The organism is Terasakiispira papahanaumokuakeensis, from assembly GCF_001709345.1.
Classification (GTDB): Bacteria; Pseudomonadota; Gammaproteobacteria; order Pseudomonadales; family Halomonadaceae; genus Terasakiispira; species Terasakiispira papahanaumokuakeensis.
Genome location: NZ_MDTQ01000001.1, coordinates 2,137,000 through 2,156,212, shown reverse-complemented (window position 1 = coordinate 2,156,212; position 19,213 = coordinate 2,137,000). Strand labels below are relative to the sequence as shown.

17 protein-coding genes are annotated in these 19,213 nt (G+C 48.4%); 11 read left to right on the top strand and 6 right to left on the bottom strand.

Annotated features, from left to right (window positions below; translation table 11 throughout):
* Positions 1-71 precede the first annotated feature (71 nt).
* The 6 genes from BFW38_RS09415 to pstB all read left to right on the top strand — a co-directional run bounded on the left by BFW38_RS09415 (position 72) and on the right by pstB (position 9,872).
* Positions 72-887 (top strand): hypothetical protein, encoded by an 816-nt coding sequence (locus tag BFW38_RS09415; RefSeq protein WP_068998188.1) that lies wholly within the window; start codon positions 72-74, stop codon positions 885-887.
* A complete protein-coding gene (locus BFW38_RS09410; protein ID WP_068998186.1) occupies positions 884-5,815 on the top strand; it encodes a coiled-coil domain-containing protein in 4,932 nt (1,643 codons plus the stop codon). Before BFW38_RS09415 ends, BFW38_RS09410 begins: the two co-directional genes overlap by 4 nt.
* A 339-nt stretch (positions 5,816-6,154) precedes the next feature.
* A complete protein-coding gene (gene pstS / locus BFW38_RS09405) occupies positions 6,155-7,204 on the top strand; it encodes a phosphate ABC transporter substrate-binding protein PstS (protein WP_084004566.1) in 1,050 nt (349 codons plus the stop codon).
* Between the two features lie 81 nt (positions 7,205-7,285).
* On the top strand, positions 7,286-8,230 hold the full coding sequence (gene pstC, locus BFW38_RS09400; RefSeq protein ID WP_084004565.1) for a phosphate ABC transporter permease subunit PstC: 945 nt from the start codon (positions 7,286-7,288) through the stop codon (positions 8,228-8,230).
* Entirely contained in the window at positions 8,227-9,063 is an 837-nt protein-coding gene (gene pstA, locus BFW38_RS09395) for a phosphate ABC transporter permease PstA (protein ID WP_068998184.1), read from the top strand. The genes pstC and pstA overlap by 4 nt, the downstream gene beginning before the upstream one ends.
* Positions 9,060-9,872: a phosphate ABC transporter ATP-binding protein PstB gene (pstB, locus tag BFW38_RS09390; protein ID WP_068998182.1), complete on the top strand. Its 813-nt coding sequence runs from the start codon at positions 9,060-9,062 to the stop codon at positions 9,870-9,872. Before pstA ends, pstB begins: the two co-directional genes overlap by 4 nt.
* A gap of 130 nt (positions 9,873-10,002) precedes the next feature.
* Here the strand turns inward: pstB and BFW38_RS09385 are convergent, their stop codons facing one another.
* From BFW38_RS09385 to BFW38_RS09375, 3 genes are all read right to left on the bottom strand, one after another.
* Complete coding sequence (locus BFW38_RS09385) at positions 10,003-10,992, bottom strand: L-lactate dehydrogenase (protein ID WP_245686128.1); 990 nt, start codon at positions 10,990-10,992, stop codon at positions 10,003-10,005.
* A 106-nt stretch (positions 10,993-11,098) separates the two neighbouring features.
* On the bottom strand, positions 11,099-11,530 hold the full coding sequence (locus tag BFW38_RS09380) for a DoxX family protein (RefSeq protein WP_068998179.1): 432 nt from the start codon (positions 11,528-11,530) through the stop codon (positions 11,099-11,101).
* 103 nt (positions 11,531-11,633) lie between these two features.
* On the bottom strand, positions 11,634-12,029 hold the full coding sequence (locus BFW38_RS09375) for a winged helix-turn-helix transcriptional regulator (RefSeq protein ID WP_068998177.1): 396 nt from the start codon (positions 12,027-12,029) through the stop codon (positions 11,634-11,636).
* Positions 12,030-12,710: 681 nt separating this feature from the next.
* Here BFW38_RS09375 and BFW38_RS09370 point away from each other — a divergent pair.
* The 4 genes from BFW38_RS09370 to BFW38_RS09355 all read left to right on the top strand — a co-directional run bounded on the left by BFW38_RS09370 (position 12,711) and on the right by BFW38_RS09355 (position 16,416).
* The gene (locus BFW38_RS09370; RefSeq protein WP_068998175.1) at positions 12,711-13,289 is read left to right on the top strand and encodes a DUF3237 family protein; all 579 of its coding nucleotides are present in this window, start codon (positions 12,711-12,713) and stop codon (positions 13,287-13,289) included.
* A gap of 114 nt (positions 13,290-13,403) precedes the next feature.
* Entirely contained in the window at positions 13,404-13,700 is a 297-nt protein-coding gene (locus BFW38_RS09365; RefSeq protein ID WP_068998173.1) for an MTH1187 family thiamine-binding protein, read from the top strand.
* Between the two features lie 200 nt (positions 13,701-13,900).
* Positions 13,901-14,845, top strand: coding sequence for an aromatic amino acid DMT transporter YddG (gene yddG, locus BFW38_RS09360; protein WP_068998171.1), 945 nt, complete (start codon positions 13,901-13,903; stop codon positions 14,843-14,845).
* 341 nt (positions 14,846-15,186) lie between these two features.
* The gene (locus BFW38_RS09355) at positions 15,187-16,416 is read left to right on the top strand and encodes an EAL and HDOD domain-containing protein (protein ID WP_068998169.1); all 1,230 of its coding nucleotides are present in this window, start codon (positions 15,187-15,189) and stop codon (positions 16,414-16,416) included.
* 69 nt (positions 16,417-16,485) lie between these two features.
* Here the strand turns inward: BFW38_RS09355 and BFW38_RS09350 are convergent, their stop codons facing one another.
* Complete coding sequence (locus BFW38_RS09350; RefSeq protein ID WP_068998168.1) at positions 16,486-17,367, bottom strand: LysR family transcriptional regulator ArgP; 882 nt, start codon at positions 17,365-17,367, stop codon at positions 16,486-16,488.
* A gap of 178 nt (positions 17,368-17,545) precedes the next feature.
* Here BFW38_RS09350 and BFW38_RS09345 point away from each other — a divergent pair, with 178 nt between their 5' ends.
* Complete coding sequence (locus tag BFW38_RS09345; RefSeq protein WP_245686127.1) at positions 17,546-18,142, top strand: LysE/ArgO family amino acid transporter; 597 nt, start codon at positions 17,546-17,548, stop codon at positions 18,140-18,142.
* Positions 18,143-18,244: 102 nt separating this feature from the next.
* Here BFW38_RS09345 and tusA read toward each other — a convergent pair whose 3' ends face one another.
* Together tusA and BFW38_RS09335 are read right to left on the bottom strand one after the other, a co-directional pair.
* Positions 18,245-18,490, bottom strand: a complete 246-nt coding sequence (gene tusA, locus BFW38_RS09340; protein ID WP_068998164.1) for a sulfurtransferase TusA — start codon at positions 18,488-18,490, stop codon at positions 18,245-18,247.
* Between the two features lie 141 nt (positions 18,491-18,631).
* Entirely contained in the window at positions 18,632-19,072 is a 441-nt protein-coding gene (locus BFW38_RS09335) for a universal stress protein (RefSeq protein ID WP_068998163.1), read from the bottom strand.
* Positions 19,073-19,213: the final 141 nt, after the last annotated feature.

The window sequence follows — 19,213 nt, the reverse complement described above, 5'->3', positions numbered from 1 at the left end:
TTGTTCTTTTATAGTGCCTTGTGAATTTGAGGGTGGAGTTTGATGGTTGAGTTTGTTGAGGCCCTGATGCCATGAATATGTCTGAGATTGGTCAGGTGCAAGCCTATTTGTTGCACTACCGTATGATTGAACGTCACCCTCAAGGTCGACCGCGCAGACCGGCGCGCCAGGGGCTATTGGCTGAGCGTGATGCGGAGGAGCTGCTGGCCGGGGCCACTGACGCTGAAAAAGATCGCCTTCGTCAGCTGCTGGCAGGCTTGGGATTGCGTTTAACTATTTTGGAAGACAGTGAATATCCAGGTATCTCGCCCGGTAACTGCCTTTATTTATTGCAGCGTCATGCTGATGGCCATTTGCCGGACATTTTGAGTCGCCAGCCGGCGTTAGAGGCTTTGCGTTTGCGTCAGGAAAGCCAAGCATTACTGTCCGTTTGGTATCTGCAACTGTGGTTATTGTTATTGGCGCTGCTCTATACCCGCTATAACCGAGCACTTTCGGATGTCAGCCGTTACCAGGAAGCCACTTTTCAGATCGATGAGTTAGTTGACAGTGTGCAACGGCATTTAGAACATTTACGTCAGCATGCGGATCAAGGTGATCAGCGCGAGTTGATTGAAACCTTAGTGAATGCGCGAGGTGATGATATCAGCCGCCGCTGCCGTGCTTTTGTCGGCATTATGCAGCGTGCAGGTCTCATTGAGAAAGCGGCGGATGGTGATGAGGTATGGCAGCAGACATTATTAGGCGCTTTAGATACGGCAGAAACGGGTTTGCATCATCTGCGTCATTTAATTGATGAAGTGCTGCCCCCTTTACCTGATGACACCACTCAGACGGAAGATCATTCCATGACTGATGTGGATGACGATTCGGAGAAGTCTGAATGAGTGTGATTAACCGGATCGAGGTGGCTAACCTCCTGAATAAACATGGCGATATTCAGACCCCTTGGGAAGCCAAGATGCGCCATCTTATGCTGGATCTGAAAGGGCAGTCGACGGCTGTCAGCATGGAGAATGGCTTTGGTAAAACAACGCTTTCTGAAGCGCTCATTGGGCTTCTTTCCCGCGATCGTAAACTGCTTTCGAATACACGGCGTAAGTGCTGTCCTGCGGTAAAAGGGAGCTACTCCCATCTTCGCGTGGAGTTTTTGTTACGTCATACTGATCCGGGGCAAGATGACTTGCTGGCCAGCCAAGGGAGTGCGGTGGCTGGCGACCCCTGGGTGTTTGGTCTTTATGGTCATAGTGACAGCGAACTCCAGTTCTATTTTTACCCGGGGCAATTAGAAGATTGTCCCGTGCACTATATCAGTCGTGATCAAAAGCGGGTGTTGCACCCTAATCAAGATTTTCAACGCTTGATGCGCGATGCTCATGTGCAAAAGCCTGCGACCCGGGATGAGTGGCTGGATCAAATCAGTCGTCACATCAGCCGTAAAGAATTAGAGCAACTGGCGACTTTTCAGAAAGAAGGTGGCGCTGATAAGAGTCAGATCTTTAATGCGATTCGCCCCAAACGAGGCGAAAAAGCTGACCAAGCTTTCTTTTATGAAGTGTTAGCGCCTCAGGTTTTAGCCGGTGCGACACAGGGCGAGACTGATGAAGCTGAAGAGTTTATTGAAGATGTGGTGGTCAATTCGGGGCGTCATGTATCCGAACTACGTCATCGATTGCGTGAGGCACGTCAGGATCTCGATCGTGCGGAACGTAAAGTCACTGCATTAGATCAGTTGGGGCACCAAGCCAACGATTGGCTGCATAAGCAGCAGGCTTTGGATGAAGGCAATGCTCAATTGGCGCGTGATGCTGCTGTGCTACAGCATTTTGTACAGTCCCAGCCTCTCCCAGGTATTCCTCAATGGCCTGATGCCGCAGACGCTGGGGACATGGCCGAGGCATCTGCTTCGGCTCAGGCAATGGCTTGGGCCCCAGGTGAGCGGGAACCTTTGATTGAGTTGCAGGGGTTAGCTCAGGTCTGTGGTCTAAAAGCCAAAGTTCTAAGTGATTATTTTGACCAAGTGGGGGTTCATCCGCTGACCACCCGACGTTTAGTCATGGGCGTTGATAGCGTCAGTGAGCAGCAACGTCAGGTGCGTTGGTACAGTGTGTCGCGCGTTCGAGCGCTGTTACAGGAGATGCACCAAAGTTTTGCCTCTGATGTGGATCGTTTGGCCGCCTTAGCACGTCTTGATCAGGCCTGGGAAATATTTCTGGATGCCGATAGCAATCCTTTTCGTGAACAATGGGAGGCTGACCGAATCTGGCGCCACCAATTGCAAGAGGATGTGCAGTCATTAGAGCAACGTTTAGAGGCACAGCGCCTTGAGGTTGAGTCACTCGAACGGCGTCATCGGGAATTTACCGATAACCAAACCTACTATACAGATGCCTTAGCCCAGGGGTTATTTAGCGAGGCCGAGCTGCATGCCCCTGATGAAACGGCCCAAAAGGTTCAGGCCGAGGTGGAGCAAGCGCGTCAGGCGTTGGCGGATCATCATCAACAGGTCGGGCAATGGCGTCATTGGGAGGCCGAATGGCAACATTTTCGACGTTTGGAGCCTGAACGTCAGCCTCAGGATGTATTAACCGATGATGATCACCGTCAAGCGCAGCATCAAAAACAAGTGCAAGCGGTTAAAGCTCAGCTGGCGTCATTAGAAGGTCAACGGGGCCCATTGCAGCAGCAAGTAGCCCAAGCGCAGCGTGAGCACGATCGTTTACAGCCGCAACGAGATGAGCTGCAGCAGTTGGCTGAGGCACATCGAACATTCCAACAGTTGCATCCCGGCGCTTCGGCCAGTGGTTTTTTACAGCAGGCGCAAACTGAGCTTCAGTCGCTTCAAACGCAGTATCAACAATTCACTGAGTCGCTGGCACAGGATCGACAAGACTATGACGCCTTAAGCCGTTTGATCTCTGTGGAAGCAGACTATCAGCGTCTTCATGGTGATGATAAACCCGTTAGCCTTCGTGAGCGCTTACTTACAGAAGTGCGTGCGTTGCAGTCAGAAAGTGCCCAACTTGAACCTCAACAGCAACAATGCCAGGCACAAGTGAATGCCTTGAAAGGCTTTCAGCAACGTGTGCCTGATCAGGATCCCGACCAATGGTGTGACCATGCACAATCGGTTTATCCGCAATGGTTACAGCGTTTGGAGCAACTGCAGCAGAGCTTGACTCGACTGGATGAGCATCTTGCCCATTTGGAACAGGATCCATTGATGCCGTCTGCTCAAGAGCAGGAAGCACTTGCCTTGTTACAGGCTGAAGGGTTGGAGGTCACCCCTTTACATCAGTGCTTAAAATCGGTGCTGCACAATGCCAGTGAGACTGAGCGCCGAGGGGTGATGACGCAAGCCGCAGCTTTATTATTTGCCCCTGTACTCATCGACAATGAGCAAGCTGCGCAAGCCGCAGGTCGTTTGCTTGAAAGTGGCTTGAATGTGCCGGTGTTATCGCTCACAGGCGTGACCGCTTTATGGCAATCGGGCCAGCCTTTGCTTGGAGCTGTCGTGGGGCAAGCGACTTTGGCGGTCAAAGCGGCCTCTGACCCTACCTATTTGGTACAACTGCGTGAGCAATTGGAGGCCAAGCAATCGGCGTTGAAAGATGAGTTTCGACGTTTGCAGGCTGAGTTGGCCACGGTTGAACCACATGGCGAGTTATTTCGTTTAGCCCAGACGGCCCAAATGGCTATTCGGGATAATGCGCCAGCACAGCTGGTGGCATTGCAGCAGCGCCGTGAAGAGCTTGACGAAGCCTTGTCTCGGTTAAGTGAGCGTACGACTGATGCCGGGTTGCAGCTGATTCAGGATTATCAGCAATTTCTTTCGTTAGGCGGGATGCAGCGTTATCAGGAACTGGGTGAACAGCTTGCAGAAGCCGATCTCACTTTGTCAGCGTTATCAGAGCAAATCGAGACACGGAGCGCACCTCTTCAGCAAGCTCAGCGCGTTTACTTTGATGCTGAGCGTTATGAACAGCTCGGAGGTGTCGCACAGCAAGAATCACTGGCCGCTGAGCAAACGCATTGGTCTGAGCAAGTGGCCATATTGGAGCAGCAGCTGACCGAACTGGACACGTTATTGGATGAGCAGCAGCAGTTGCTCGTACAGCTCGACCATGATGCTGATGATTTGCTTACCGCTCAAGCGCGTGACCGGTTGCAACAACTGGTCACTTATTGTGCGGATGGCGGACCTGACTTTATGCGCAATGCGCAGGCGCAAGAGACGGTGTTAAGTGAGGCTGTGAGCAGGGCACAGCAGCGTGCCAACTACCCCCTACAGCGTATTCGAGAGTATCTGGCGGTTCGTGATGACGGGGGACAGCAAGGACGACGAGAGCAGGTTATTGCGACGGCGCGGAATGAAGTGAAAGCACTCCAGCAACAGTTGACGTCACAACGCCAACAGTTAGAAGCGCTGAATAAGCGGATTGAGCAAGCGCGGGAAGCCACGCGCTGGGTTGATGAGCTGGCGGTGGAATGGTTGTCTCAGTGTCGAGAACTGACGGTTGACTTGCGTCAGAGTGCGCGACAGCAGTTCCCGCTCAGTGCATTGGAAGCACATCCGTTGGTGCCGTTGTTGGCGGATTATCTGACGAGGCTGTCGGCGTATACGGAAATGGCTTCGGATGTTGAAGTGGATTGCGTTGATTTAGCGCCCTTGCAGTTATTGCAGCAGCAAATACAAGACTTGCTACATGACACTCGTGTGGCTGAACAAGGTCAACAACTACAGCATTTGCACCAGGACACTCGAAAAAGTCGCTTGAGCCTCTTGAAGTTGCTGCAAACCATGTTGGAAAAATCGAGTTTATTTAATGCCAGCGAAAAGGCCCGACTGGAGGTTTGGCAACAATCGAATAATGAGCGTGACTTGTTGCCTATGCCGGAGGCTTTAGCCCGTTTAAGGCAGACTTTGCATGATCAATTGAAGGCTCATCAGCAACGGGTGGATGAGTTGCTTAATAGCAGTGCACAAGTGGAGTCTGGGCTTCAAGAGCGTCTATCTCGGATTATTATTGATGCTGCCGGTAATCTCGCATTATTACGACGGGTGGCGCGTGCGACGGCAGATAGAGAAAAAGGGGCCTGGTTTGATGTTCAAGCCGATGTCATTGAGGATGACGAGATTACCGCTCTCGTTGAGCAACTTCTCGGTGATATTGAAATGCGCCATGCTCAGTGGCAACAGCGTCAGGCTGAAGGCGATGTGGCGCGTGAAGATCAGTTGCAACGTGATCTTCAGCAAGAAGTGCGTCAACGCATTTATCGCGGGCTGTTTAAGTCTGTGGCTATTCGAGTGCGCCATCCTGCGATTCGTCCTCATGGGCGCTTGTTTTCTCTCAATGAACAGATGTCTGAAGGTCAACGCGAAGCGATTTCGCTGATGTGGTTAGTCAAACTCTCTGAGTTTGCGATAGAGCGAGATCTACGAGGTTACGCGGCGCCTGCACGACAGCGAGAGCAAGTGGGCCGAGAGAGTGTGATTGTGCTAGATGGTCTGTTTTCTAAGCTATCGCATCGTCGTTTAATTCAGGATTCTCTGGAGTCGTTACGGCATACACGTGGACGTTTTCAGATGATTGGTTTGATCCATAATCCTAATTATGAAAATGATGCCGACATTTTCCCGACTTATTTGGTCGGCAGTGTCATTGGTGGTGTTGGTGGTCAAGGAGGGCATGTGCTGGTGCATCAGGGGCAGCCAATAGCCGGTGTGATGCAACAGCATAGTGGTGAAGCGAGCCTGTTCCATTTGCATGTTGAGCGGCCTGAGCAGCAGGGTAATACTTTACCCACTGATTAAGGCCCTGGGCCCCTGTTATGCAGGGGCTTTTGTGTAGCAGCTTTTGGGTAAGAGCCTTTTTTGCAAGAGCCTTATTGCATTGGACTTGCTCAGCGACACATCGATTTTCTTTGGAGTTGGGCCTTCTCTTCTATCTTAAGGTCTCTGTTATCTTCCTATTATCTCTCTTTTATCTCCCTTCAAATGCCTCACCTCTGTATAGACCACAGATGTTGGCAGACTCCGAAATGTCATTCTGGTGTCACATAAGCGTCATTTTTCAGTGTAAGAATGCCCTGCGTGTGGAGGTCAAACGACGTCCAAAACTTATTATTCATAACGAATCACAAGGGCTTACTGATGAACAAGCTGTTTAAAGGGGCTGCTCTAGGCTTAGCCGTCATGTGTTCTGCACCGGCATTCTCTGCAACTGTAATCAACGGTGCTGGGGCGTCATTCCCCTACCCGGTTTATGCCAAGTGGGCTGAGCAGTACAACAAGGAAACTGGGGTTGAGCTGAACTATCAGGCGATTGGTTCTGGTGGTGGTATCAAGCAGATTAAAGCCAAGACCGTTGATTTTGGGGCTTCTGATGCGCCATTGGATAAATCTGAGCTCGATGAGTTTGGCATGGTTCAGTTTCCGGCGGTGATGGGATCTATCGTGCCGGTTGTGAATCTCCAAGGGATTGGTCCTGACGAGATGCGCCTGTCGGGTGAAGCCCTTGCTGATATCTACCTGGGTAAAATCAAAACTTGGAATGATCCTGCTTTGAAAGCGCTGAATCCAAGTCTGGATTTACCCGATATGCCGATCTATACCGTGCACCGCTCTGATGGTTCGGGCACATCTTATAACTTCACTGATTACCTCTCTCGTGTGAGCAGCGACTGGAAAAATAATGTCGGTGTTGGCAAAGAGGTGGCTTGGCCGCAGGACGCCAACCAGTTAGGTGGCAAAGGGAATGCCGGTATTGCCAACTTTGTGAAACGTACGCCGGGTGCGATTGGTTATGTTGAGTACGCTTATGCGCACACCAACAACCTGTCTTATACCCAGATGAAAAACAAAGCCGGTGAGTTTGTTTCCCCGACAATGGAATCCTTCCAGGCTGCAGCGGCGAATGCTGATTGGGCTCATGCGCCAGGCTTTAAACTGATCCTCAATGATCAGCCAGGTGCAGAATCATGGCCGATGACAGCGGCAACCTTCATCTTAATGTACAAAGAGCAAGCCAACCCTGAAACCGCTAAAGAAGTGCTGAAGTTCTTTGACTGGGCCTATGAAAAAGGCGATGGCTTAGCGAAAGAGCTGGAATACGTGCCGATGCCTGACTCGGTCGTTGAGATGGTCGAGAACACTTGGCATAACCAGATTAAGTCGACTTCTGGTGAAGTGCTGTTCAAGTGATGATGTCATAAAGCGTAGCCCCCGTCTGCATGGCGGGGGTTTACGTGCTTCGAGCTTGCGTCTTTAGGAGTCATAAGCGGGATGATGAAAGCAACCATCGTAACTGCACCGACAAGCACAAATGGTGATGCTGTATTTCAGCGCATTTGCCGGGCCAGTGCTTTTTTAATTGGCATTTTAATGCTCGGCATTATGCTGTCGTTGATCATGGGGGCTTGGCCCGCTTTGCAGCATTTTGGTTTTGAATTTTTTACCAGTGCGCAATGGAATCCAGTCACCGAGGAGTTTGGAGCGCTCAATGCGCTTTACGGCACGATTATTTCATCTGTTATTGCCGTGGCATTAGCGTTACCGATCAGTATTGGCATTGCGGTTTTTCTCTCTGAGCTCTGTCCGCAGAACTGGTCGCGTCCAATCTATATTGGGATCGAATTATTGGCTGCTGTTCCCAGTATTATTTACGGAATGTGGGGGCTGTTTGTTTTTGCACCTTGGTTTTCGCAGGGATTTCAGTTGTGGGCAGGCCAGCATCTCGCCGGTCTACCGCTGATTGGCGGGATGTTTCAAGGCCCCCCGATGGGTGTTGGACTGCTCACCGCTGGCATCATCTTGGCCTTTATGATCCTGCCGATCCTGACATCTTTAATCAAAGAAGCGTTGTCGACGTTACCTAATGTGTTGCGGGAGGCTTCTTATGGTATTGGAGCCACTCAGTTTGAAGTGATTGTTCATGTCTTGTTACCGGCGATTAAAGGGCCGATTTTTGGGGCTCTGATTTTGGCGCTAGGGCGAGCCTTAGGTGAAACCATGGCCATCACCTTTGTGATTGGTGGTGCACAAAGCATTTCTTCCAGTCTGTTTATGCCGGCGACGTCCATTGCGGCGACTATCGCTGAGCAGTTCAATGAAGCCACTGGCGCATTGCAGATTTCCTCATTGATTGGTCTGGGTTTGGTGCTCTTTATGATTACTTTCATTGTGATGGGTGTAGCCCGAATTCTGTTACGTAGGAGCGCTCAGCAATGACACGCCGACAATTCAAAAACCATGTTTTTAAAGGGTTATGCGTCGCGGCCACGGCATTAGGCATTGGGATTTTATTGTTGATTCTGATGACGCTTTTTCAGAAAGGGTTCGCAGGCATGAACTGGGCATTATTTTCTGAGGTGACGCCTGGTCCTGGAGGTGAAGGCGGTCTCGCCAATGCCATCGTCGGTAGTTTAATTATGACTTCTCTGGGGATTGTGATTGCTGCGCCTATTGGTGTGATGGCGGGGACATGGTTGGCTGAATATGGTCGCAACTCAAAAACTGCTGATTTGATTCGTTTCCTTAACGGTATGTTGATGAGTGCGCCTTCTATTTTGATCGGCCTGTTTGTCTACGAGATGGTCGTCGTCTTTATGGGGCACTTTTCTGGATGGGCTGGCGCTATTGCCTTAGCCGTGATTGCATTGCCGGTCATTATCAGTGCGACTGAAGAGATGCTCAAGCTCGTACCCACCAGTTTACGCGAAGCAGGCGCAGGGCTAGGGGCATCACGTTGGCGCGTAACGTTTTCTTTAAGTTATCGCGCAGTGGGGACAGGCATTGTCACAGGCATTCTATTAGCGATTGCTCGTATCAGTGGTGAGACAGCGCCGTTGCTCTTCACTGCCTTGAATTCTAGTTTTATGACGATTAACCCGAATGAGCCCATGGCGAACCTACCGGTGACGATTTATAAGTTTGCAATGAGTCCTTATGAGTCGTGGAATCAGCTGGCTTGGTCAGGCGCTTTGCTCATTACTCTGGCGATTCTCGCCCTGAATATTGCTTCACGAATTTTACCTGGATTGAATAAGCGGAGAGCCTCATGAGCCAAGTTGCCGTGTTATCAGATTATCAGCCTCAGTATGCTCAGTCTGCACTGGAACATTCGATGGAAGTTCAGGGTTTGAATTTCTATTATGGTAAAGATAAACAGGCCCTTTATGAGATTGATCTGCCCGTTTATCACAACCGTGTGACGGCGTTGATTGGTCCTTCCGGCTGCGGAAAATCAACCTTATTGCGTTGTATGAATCGGATTTATGACCTTTATCATGGTCAATATGCTGAAGGTGACGTCAAGTTGGGCAAGCAATCGATTCTTAAAGGACCGATTGATTTGAATACTTTACGTTCTAAAGTGGGCATGGTTTTCCAGAAGCCTACCCCATTTCCGATGACGATTTATGACAATATTGCCTTTGGTTTAAAGTTGTACCACCGATTATCTCGTCGAGATCTTGATGCCCGTGTTCAAGAGGCACTCGAAAAGGCTCAGCTGTGGGAAGAGGTGAAAGATAAGCTACACTCGGAAGCAAGTGGCTTGTCTGGTGGTCAGCAACAGCGTCTTTGTATTGCACGGACTATTGCATTGAAGCCCGATGTAATTTTGATGGATGAGCCGACTTCAGCTCTAGATCCAATTGCGACTCAAGGAATCGAGAAGCTCATTACAGAGCTACGTGATGATTATACGATTGTTATTGTGACGCATAACATGCAGCAGGCTTCACGTATCTCTGACTATACGGGCTTTATGTATCTTGGGAAGCTGGTTGAGTTTGGGGAAACTGAAAAAATCTTTACCCATGCTGATAATGAAAAAACACGTGAGTATGTTGGCGGTGTTTTCGGTTGATAGTCTTATCGATTGATAGTCTTATCGGTTAATGGTTTTATAGCCTGATAGGTTAATAGCTGTATCGATTTGAGTGAAATGTGATCTTGAACTGAAGCAAGGCCCCTAAGGCCTTGCTTTTTTATTATCCTTATTTTGATTCATTGTCATACCTGAAGTGTTCTTTGACTTCTGAAATAAGGTCTTGAATAAATTGGCCAGAAGCATGTAGTTGTTGCATTTCTTGCTCAGTCAAAGGCGCTTTGATAATTCGGGCGATACCATGCCTGTCAATCACAGTGGGTACGCTGAGCACGACATCATCAAGCCCATACTCTCCTTGAAGGAGCACGCCAACAGGTAAGATGGAATGCTCGCTGACCGTCAATGCTTGCACAATTCTGAATACACTGGCGGCGATGCCATGATTGGTATTACCCTTGCGATTAAAAATCTCAATGCCTACTTGCTTAACGTCTTCTAGTATTTGCTCATGATTTGGCAGTTGTACTTGATGGAGTCGGCAGTAGTCCTCTAGAGACATCCCCGCAATATTTAAAAGTGACCAAGGGATAAAGGCTGTTTTTCCATGCTCTCCCAAGACATATCCCGCGACATTTTTAGGGTCAATGTCTAAGCTTTGGCCTAGAATAGTCATTAACCGAGCAGAATCAATGATGCAGCCTGAACTGATCACCTGGTGGGGGAGATAGCCTGTATGGGCGATAACGAAATAGGCTGTGATATCTACTGGGTTAGATACGAGAATCAAGGTGGCATTGGGCGCATAGGGTTCTAATGCTTTAGCAATATCGATGGCCACTCGGGCATTAGTGCTTGCCAGTTGATCTCGAGTTTGCCCTTTTTGTATTTGTGCGCCAGCGGTGATAATGACAATATCAGCGCCACGGCAGTCACTATAATCTCCTGCGACCAAACGTGTATTTTTGGAAAATGACAGGGCTGTCGTATGGGAGAAGTCCATGATTTCTCCCGCTGCTCTTTCTTGATTGATGTCGACTAGGACAAGCTCGGCACAGTTCCCCATCAGTAACAAGTAATCGCAAATACTGATACCGACCATGCCAGCTCCAATAACCGCTATTTTCATAGAAGCCTCAGAGGTTAAGTGCTTTTTCACTAAGCATAAGTATAGCCCGCGCCAAAAGATTGATGCGGGCTTGTAGTAAGCAGCCTACTTATTTTAGTGTAGCGGCAAATGGTTTTGGATGCTGGTTTTCGTGAGGTTATTGCCAACGTGGGTTCGTTGCTAGGCTATAGCGGCCAGATCCTGCAAATAAAATGGCTAGACTGCCAAAGACAAAAAACATGATGTTTTCTAGAGCCCAACTTCCCACTGCTGTGAGGGCAAAGGTCGAGTCTAGGTCGGCCAATATCCAAGCGAAGAGCATTGTCCCTACCATTGTGAGTGCAGCCGGGCGACATAGGACTCCAGCAATCAGTAGGATAGGTGCAATTACTTCTCCGACATAAACACCATAGCCAATCAGTGTGGGTAGTCCATGACTGCTTAATAAGCCCTGTATATGGCCAATACCATGTAAAACCTTGTGGATGCCGTGAAAAAGCATTAATCCTCCGACGCCTAAGCGTAGAATCAGTTTGCCAAGATCCGGCTGATCGCACAAAGTATTCAGGCGATTAAGCACATTCATCATATGGGAAGCTCCTTTTCAAAATATAGTCATAGTGAGGCTCAACTTATGAGTTTCACTTGGATGATCTTGCTCATATTGAGTGTCTATTTTTGGATCCCTGACCTCATTGTGGAATGTCTGGAGTGGCAACTTCCTGGTTCCTGGCCTGCTGAATCTGCTCCAGATTAAGGTCAATCCATTGGACTAATTGTCCCACATGCCCGGCAAGCTCCTCACCGAGTAATGTGAGTCGATATTCGACAATGGGCGGCATTGTGGCGTAAGCGTCTCGCAGAATAAACCCATCGTGCGCGAGTGTTTGTAAGGTTTGTGCTAGCATTTTTTCACTGACATTCTTGAGTTCACTTCTCAACTCACTGAAACGTAAGCTTGAATGTTGGTTCAATGTAATCAGTATACGCGCCCCCCATCGGCTACAAACATGCTTCAGAATGTCGCTCGGTGATAGCATATTGTCGAGGATGTCAGTTGGATGAGTGCTAGGTATGGAGAAGGTCATAATCAAGCCTTGTGGCGATTAAAATGTTTAATTGTATATAAGCGCTTTATTTTTAGCTGCGTTGCTTGTTGTTTTTTATTGGATGTTGTATTGATTAAATGTCTCTGATGTGAGGTGCGTGGCGATCATTTTTGATATTAGGATGGCTATTTTATATCATTTCAATTTAATTTTAAATGATTTCATGGGGTTAGCTGAATAATGGCCGCCCGGGAAGAGCATCAATAATACTGTGATGCTTTCATTCTGATAGGTTAGACGTTTAGAGGCTGTCATCTCCATGTGAAAGATAGGGTCTTGGTGTCTCGAGTCACCTGCCATCTTGGTGGGGGCTTCGGAATAACAAGTATAAGGTTTTTATTCGTGTTGTAGGTTGTGATTTGCTTTGATTTTTTGCCTGGTTGATAAAATTTATCTGGGTGATTTATTTATTTAATTTTGAATTAATTGCTCTTTTTTCTATTCTTGCTCCAAGCCTAATGTTCTGTGTTATAAGGTAATGCAAGTTTTGAGGCGGTTTTCGTAATTTGTTTGAGCGCGATGTGGACTATTTTGATCAATTTTGTGACACATTGTATAATCAGAATGCTATAAAAATAGCCGCTTATGCTTAAGCCGATGAGCATTATTCGATGACTAAGTACTATAATAAATAGGGTTAAATCAATGAGTTCTAGGCCAATGAATACTGAGCATGACCTCCAGGTGCCGCCTAAACGACTTTTATCGGTATCTCTTGATTTGGATGAGTCGCCGTGTTGTCCTGCGATTTCTAGCCGCTGTGATGCTTCTGTTGGCGGTGGTTCATTTGAATCAACTGATGAGCGTTTTCGAGGTTGTATACTGCCAGGGCATGGTTGCTTTTTTTTGGAAAAGCTCCATGCCGGTCTTGGCGAGCTAGAAATGCGCTATGTGTTGAAAACGGATCGCGGTGAACATATTGATGTTGAATTTCATGGGCTCATGGTGCTAACGCCAACGGGGACATGGTTGTACCAGCAAGGTGTCTTTCCTCCTCCTGAGAGTGAGTACCGGTGTACCGGGCATCATCGCCTAGCCCATGTGCCTAGTCGGCTTTATCAGTTCGATCAAAGTCTGATGTTGAGTGAAATTACTTTCCTGACGCGTTTCCGGTTACAGATCAGTTGTTATGCTTCTTCTCATGAGCCTGTTCAGCCTTGGCCGAATCTCGATCAGTGGGTGAATGAGCCATGCTTGGACTGGTTACCTTCAGATCACGATCCCTCATCGCGACAATAATGCGGTTTCCTTTATGAAGGATCTGATCGTATGCTAACAACCTAATGGCTTGTGAGTTTATTGAGTGTGAATAATCTTCATTGCCTTGGTTGGTCTCACCGAGAAGGGGGTGATATGAAATTAATGATTGATTTTTGTGTCGTGCCTATGGGCGTGGAGGGATCGATTGCCCGTTATGTTGCCGCTTGCCAGCGTATCTTAGATGCTGAGGGGTTGTCTTATTCCTTGCATGCCAACGGCACGAATGTGGAGGGTGAGTGGGACGAGGTGATGGCGGCTGTCAAACGTTGCCATGAAGTTGTCCATGATATGGGCGCTCCCCGTATCTCAACGAGTATGCGACTAGGCACAAGAACCGATCGCTCACAATCTTTACGGGATAAAGTAGAGAGTGTGCAAGCCTTACTTTAGGTTGAATGAATGTTGAGTCGGTGTCAGGAGTCGAGTGTTTGGATCCTGCTTGAATAAAGTCCTTGGTTCTTGTGTTTATGTGCTCAAATATTGAATTGAGTGTTTCTTTCAGACGTAAGCGCTTTTGACCCTCGCCTGATAGTTCATCATGTTGATCACTCGTTGACCCCCGTTGAAGATACCCCATATAGGATGTGTTGATGACCTCTCGTCAAGGAACGGCCCTTGGATTAGTGGCTATTTTTCTTTGGAGCAGCATTGTTGGTTTGTTAAGGCTGGTGAGTGAGGATTTCGGGCCTGTTGCCGGTGCTGCACTGGTGTATACCTTGGGTGCTGTTCTACAACTACTTCTGTGTGGTTGGCCCAAGGTTCATTTGATGCCAAAACACTATTTGATCATCGGCAGTATTTTATTTGTGGCCTATGAGCTTTGTTTGTCACTCTCTATTGGGTTAGCACATCACCGGGTTCAGGCTATTGAAGTTGGGATGGTGAATTATCTTTGGCCTGGGTTGACTGTTGCAGTCGCTGTTTTATTAGGCATACAGCGTTTTAAAGTAGGTTTACTGATTGGGCTGATCGTTTCATTTACTGGAATCAGCTGGGTGCTTTCTGGGCAAGGCGAGTGGTCTCTGAACCAGATGTTATTGCGTGTGGGCGCAGCACCGACGAGCTATGTTATGGCGTTCTGTGGGGCTGTGATATGGGCGGTATACTGTAATGTCACAACGCTCATGGCAAAAGGACATAACGGTATTGTGATTTTTTTCTCGCTGACGGCAATTACTCTCTGGAGTCAATATGCGGTCAGTGATGTCACGACATTATCTCTGGCGTCGTTTTCCTGGTCTTCAATCGCTACTTTATTGATGGCAGCAGTGGCTATGGGCGGTGGGTATGCGGCCTGGAATCTAGGGATTCTGCATGGCAATATGACCTTATTATCAACGCTCTCTTACTTTGTGCCTGTGTTTTCTGCTGTTTTGGCGGCATGGCAACTCTCGACTGCGTTGGGCTATGCGTTTTGGATCGGGGCGGGGTTGGTCGTCGTAGGCTCGTTGATGTGCTGGTGGGCAACTCGGGCCGCTCCTCCTCGCCAAGTGAGTGCTGTAATCGATGAAGCTTCTGGTGATCCGTTGAGCTGATTCAGTTAAGCTTGATATGGGTTGAAGGGCGTAATGGCCTTGAAGTGATTGTGTTGAAATATCCCTATATAATGAGAGGGTGGATTTGAGTTGTGTGGCATAAAAATTGTTCTCAAATATTGAGTATTAAGTCTAGTGCTTCGTGGTGATGCGGTTTTTTTCGGGGCCTGTTGCATATGTTATAAAGATTTAAGATAAAAGAATGTTATCATGGCAACTTGCCTGAATGGAGGTAGGCGGATCAACAGCCTGGGATGACTCATTGATGCGTGGTTTCTATGCGTGAGTTGACCTTGCTTCAGGGATGTCAGCATTAAGCACCAGGGGCGAGGAGAAGCAACTTGGCTGAATATTGTGTGGCGTTACAGCCTATCTGCGATGCTCAGTTACGACATATTGGGGATGAGCTATTATATCGTGACCATCCGGATGCATCCGGAGCTTGTATCGAAGATGATACACTCGCTACGGCGCGCGTCCTCAATGCGGTATTCTTTGAGACCGGACCAGAAGCGCTGGTTGGTCAGCGTGATATTTTCTTTAATGCACCGCGTGAGTGGTTATTAAAGCCTGAATTGCTCCCTCTGCCTGCACACCAAGTTGTGGTCGAAGTACTGGAAAATGTTGTGGCGGATGAGTCGCTGATTCGGTCTTTGCAGTCTATACGATCACTCGGATATCGTATTGCGCTAGATGATTTTGTACTCAATGATAGTACGCGGGCTTTGTTGCCACTGGCTGATATCATCAAGGTTGATTTAAGGTTTCCTCTTTCGTCTTCCGATTTATCCTTATTAAGGCAATATCCGCTGCAGTTGCTTGCTGAACGTGTGGAAACACAAACTGATTTTGAGCGCTGCCGCCAGGCGGGATTTAATCTTTTTCAGGGGTATTTTTTCGCCCGGCCGCAGGTTCATGCGGCAACGCGGAGAAAGCGCAGTAGTAATAAGGCGATCGAGCTTAAATTGATGCGGCGTCTGAATGATTATAATGTTCAGATTGAAGATATCGAGGCGCTGATTATACAAGATCCTTTCTTATGTCTGAAATTGCTTAACTATGTGAATTCATCGGCGTTGCGACGACGTCACGAGGTCTCGAGTATTCGCCAAGCATTAACGTTATTGGGTATTCGTAATGTTCAGCGATTGGTGATGACGATTATCTTAGCGGATAATAGTCCGTCTAGTCGTTTGTTGCTGCCTTTAGCGTTGATGAGAGCCGCTCTGTGTGAACGTTTAGCACTCCACCTGATGAGCCCATATGTCTGTGCTCAAAGCGCCTTTACGGTTGGCTTTTTCTCAATGATGGATCGTTTATTGGATCAACCTTTAGACCAAGTGCTTTCTCAAGTACGCTTTGCGCAAAATGTCCGTACTGCTATTACGGATGAAGCGGGCCCTTTAGGTAGTATTTTGCACCGTGTTCGTTTATTTGAGCAGGCGCGAAAAGATGAGCTGTCTTCAGAGATGGTGCAAAGAATGAATGAGTTTTTTATTCAAGCCCAGCGCTGGACGCAATCTATTCTTTCGGTCGTTGACAGTGACGATGGACCTCTTGTTGGCCTATAAACGTATTGAGTTGCAGTCTTTTTGATTTCCACTGGTTTGTCGTCTGCTTATTCATATTTATTGGCGCTTTTACGGCTTAAGCCATTGAGGCGCCTGTTTGATGAGCTGCTGAGTAAAGGTCTCGATCCAACGACTGCTTTGACGCCAGTGATGCCAATAAAGTGGCACATCCAGCCAAGTCCCTGGTTGGATATCGACGAGTCTCCCTTCTTTTAGCGCATCTGGGGCTTGAATCTCAGGGATCATGCCGTATCCCCAGCCGTTCAGAGCCATTCTTAAATATCCCTCAACGGTTGGGCAGCCATGATAGGGAAACGTGTGGTGATAGCCGATGGATGCAAGGTAGTCATGCTGCAGCCTGTCGTTTGGACCAAAGACCAGTGCTGGAGCCTGGCTAAGAGCTTCAGACGTTGTGCCATTAGGAAAGTAGCGATTCACATAATCAGGACTGGCCAGAGCACGATAACGCATATGACCTAAGAAATGACTGCGTGCCCCTTGTATGGGCATCTCGCTACTGCATAGGCAAGCGGCGACATCGCCTTCTTGCATTCTTTTGAGGCCGATGGCCTGATCTTCAATCACAAGCTCAATGAGCCCGGCTGGTTCGGTGGCCAATGAGGCTGTTGCTGGGCACCACCAAGTCGCCAATGAATCGGCATTAAGCGCAATGCGTAGGCGTTGTTCAATGGGGCCAAGCGCAGGGACATGCTCAATTAAGTTACCTTCCAACAGTCTGACTTGTTGAATGTGATTCATGAGGCGCTGGCCGACGTCTGTTGCGCTCAGCGGGTGGGTTCTTTTAAGTACTGGGCAACCTAGTCGGCTCTCCAGTAATTTGACTCGTTGAGAGATGGCCGATTGAGTCAGTCCAAGATGTTGGCCTGCGCGCTCAAAAGTACCCTGCTCGATGACGGCGGCTAAAGCCGCGAGTAATTTATAGTCCAGCATTGATGGGGTTCCGATGAGATCTGATGATGTCGTTTGCGTCCATTGTTATTAATTTTGCTAATGATTGTATAGCATAATTAACTTTTCTTATTAACTATCCATGAGCATGATGAGCTGAAATACACATACAGAGATAGTGATCGTGGAGATGGAAAGCAGCTTCTGGTTTGAGAGTTATATGAACGGTCTGATGCTGTCAGCAGGCCTGATCATTGCCATTGGTTCACAAAATGCCTTTGTGCTTGGACAAAGCTTGCGACGTGAGCATCACTGGCCCGTCGCATTTTTCTGTTTAGTCTGTGATGCCATCATGATGAGTGCAGGTGTCTTGGGCGTGGCCTTTTTCTTGGAGCAGCACCTTTCGTGGCTCAATATGATTCGTTGGGGAGCTGTCATATTTTTAAGCTGTTATGCCCTCTTAGCCTTTAAACGAGCGTTGTGTTCGACCGAAGTGCTTGCCGCTCAGCAAGTGTCGAACCGTCAGCTATGGGCTGTTTTGGCATCAACGGCGGCGGTGACTTTGCTGAACCCTCATGTCTATTTGGATACATTGGTACTGGTGGGGATCGTCGGTTCGCGAAGTGAGTTGCCCTCTCTTTTTATTCTGGGCGCTATCAGCGGGTCCGCGCTGTGGTTTTTGGGGCTTGCGGGGTTAGGGAGTTGGCTTGCGCCTTGGTTGGCAAGGCCTTGGGCTTGGCGTTGTATTGATCTGACTGTGGCGGTTGTGATGGCCTCTTTAGCGATTCAGCTTGGGCTCGACGCCTCTTGGGCTTGATGCTACTAGGGTTTGATCAAAAACAGGCGCGCCTGGATAGCAATGAAAGGGCGCCATTCTCATGCCGGCATCTGTTGTTTGGGAGATGGCAACATGGGGGAATTAGCTCTTCTTGATCCAATAGTGAAACTCTTGTTCTGTCGTTTCTGAAGCCAGTAATGATTGTTTGAGGAAGTTACAAAATTTGGGGATATCGCGCTCGGTGGCAGGGTCAGACGCCAGTACATGGACGACTTCTCCTGGAGACATATCACGAATTTGGTTGTGTAACATCATGACGGGCTCAGGACAGTAGAGTCCACGAGTATCGAGCTGATGTTCGGCATCGGGTAAGCTTGAAGCAGTCATCTTAGCGTGTTTCTCTTGGCTCATCGTTGAATCGGTTTGGCTTAATTATAGCGGTTCACTCTATAGCAAACAGCCCCTAAATGGGGCTGTTCATGGATCAGCGCATTAACGGAGCACTGAGCTGAAGCTGGTTTGGGGGCGTTACTGGCTCTCACCCACGCGAACGGCCAAAACATCACATGGGGCACCATGAAGGACGCCGCTGGACACTGAGCCGAGTAGTAGTTGCAGGCCGTGCCGACCATGGCTGCCGACGACAACGAGATCAAAGTCTTTCTCTTTGGCCATTCGGTGGATTTCAGTATCGGGCATCCCGACAACGACATACTGCCGCTCTTCAGGGATTTTGAAATCAGCAGCCAATTCTTTTAAACGTTTATGCGCATGTTCATCCAGCTGATCCTGAATGCTGGACAAGTCCATCGGAATATCCCCACCGTAAGCAAAACCCAGCGGCTCCAGTGTATGCAGAACAGAGACTTCCGCATGGTTACGCTCGGCAATTTGCCAGGCTCGATCCAATACCTTTTTAGATTCATCACTCAGGTCGATCGCTACCAGGATATTATGATAATGACTCATTGCCAGTGTCCTTGTGTGGTTGATATTGGTTGATGGCGCCAGCAGGCTGCCTATAAACATTCGCAGCCTGTTGCGGTACGCATTACACTTTACCTCCTTTTTATAACATTCGGCTATGTGATGCGTCACTTTGCCACTTTA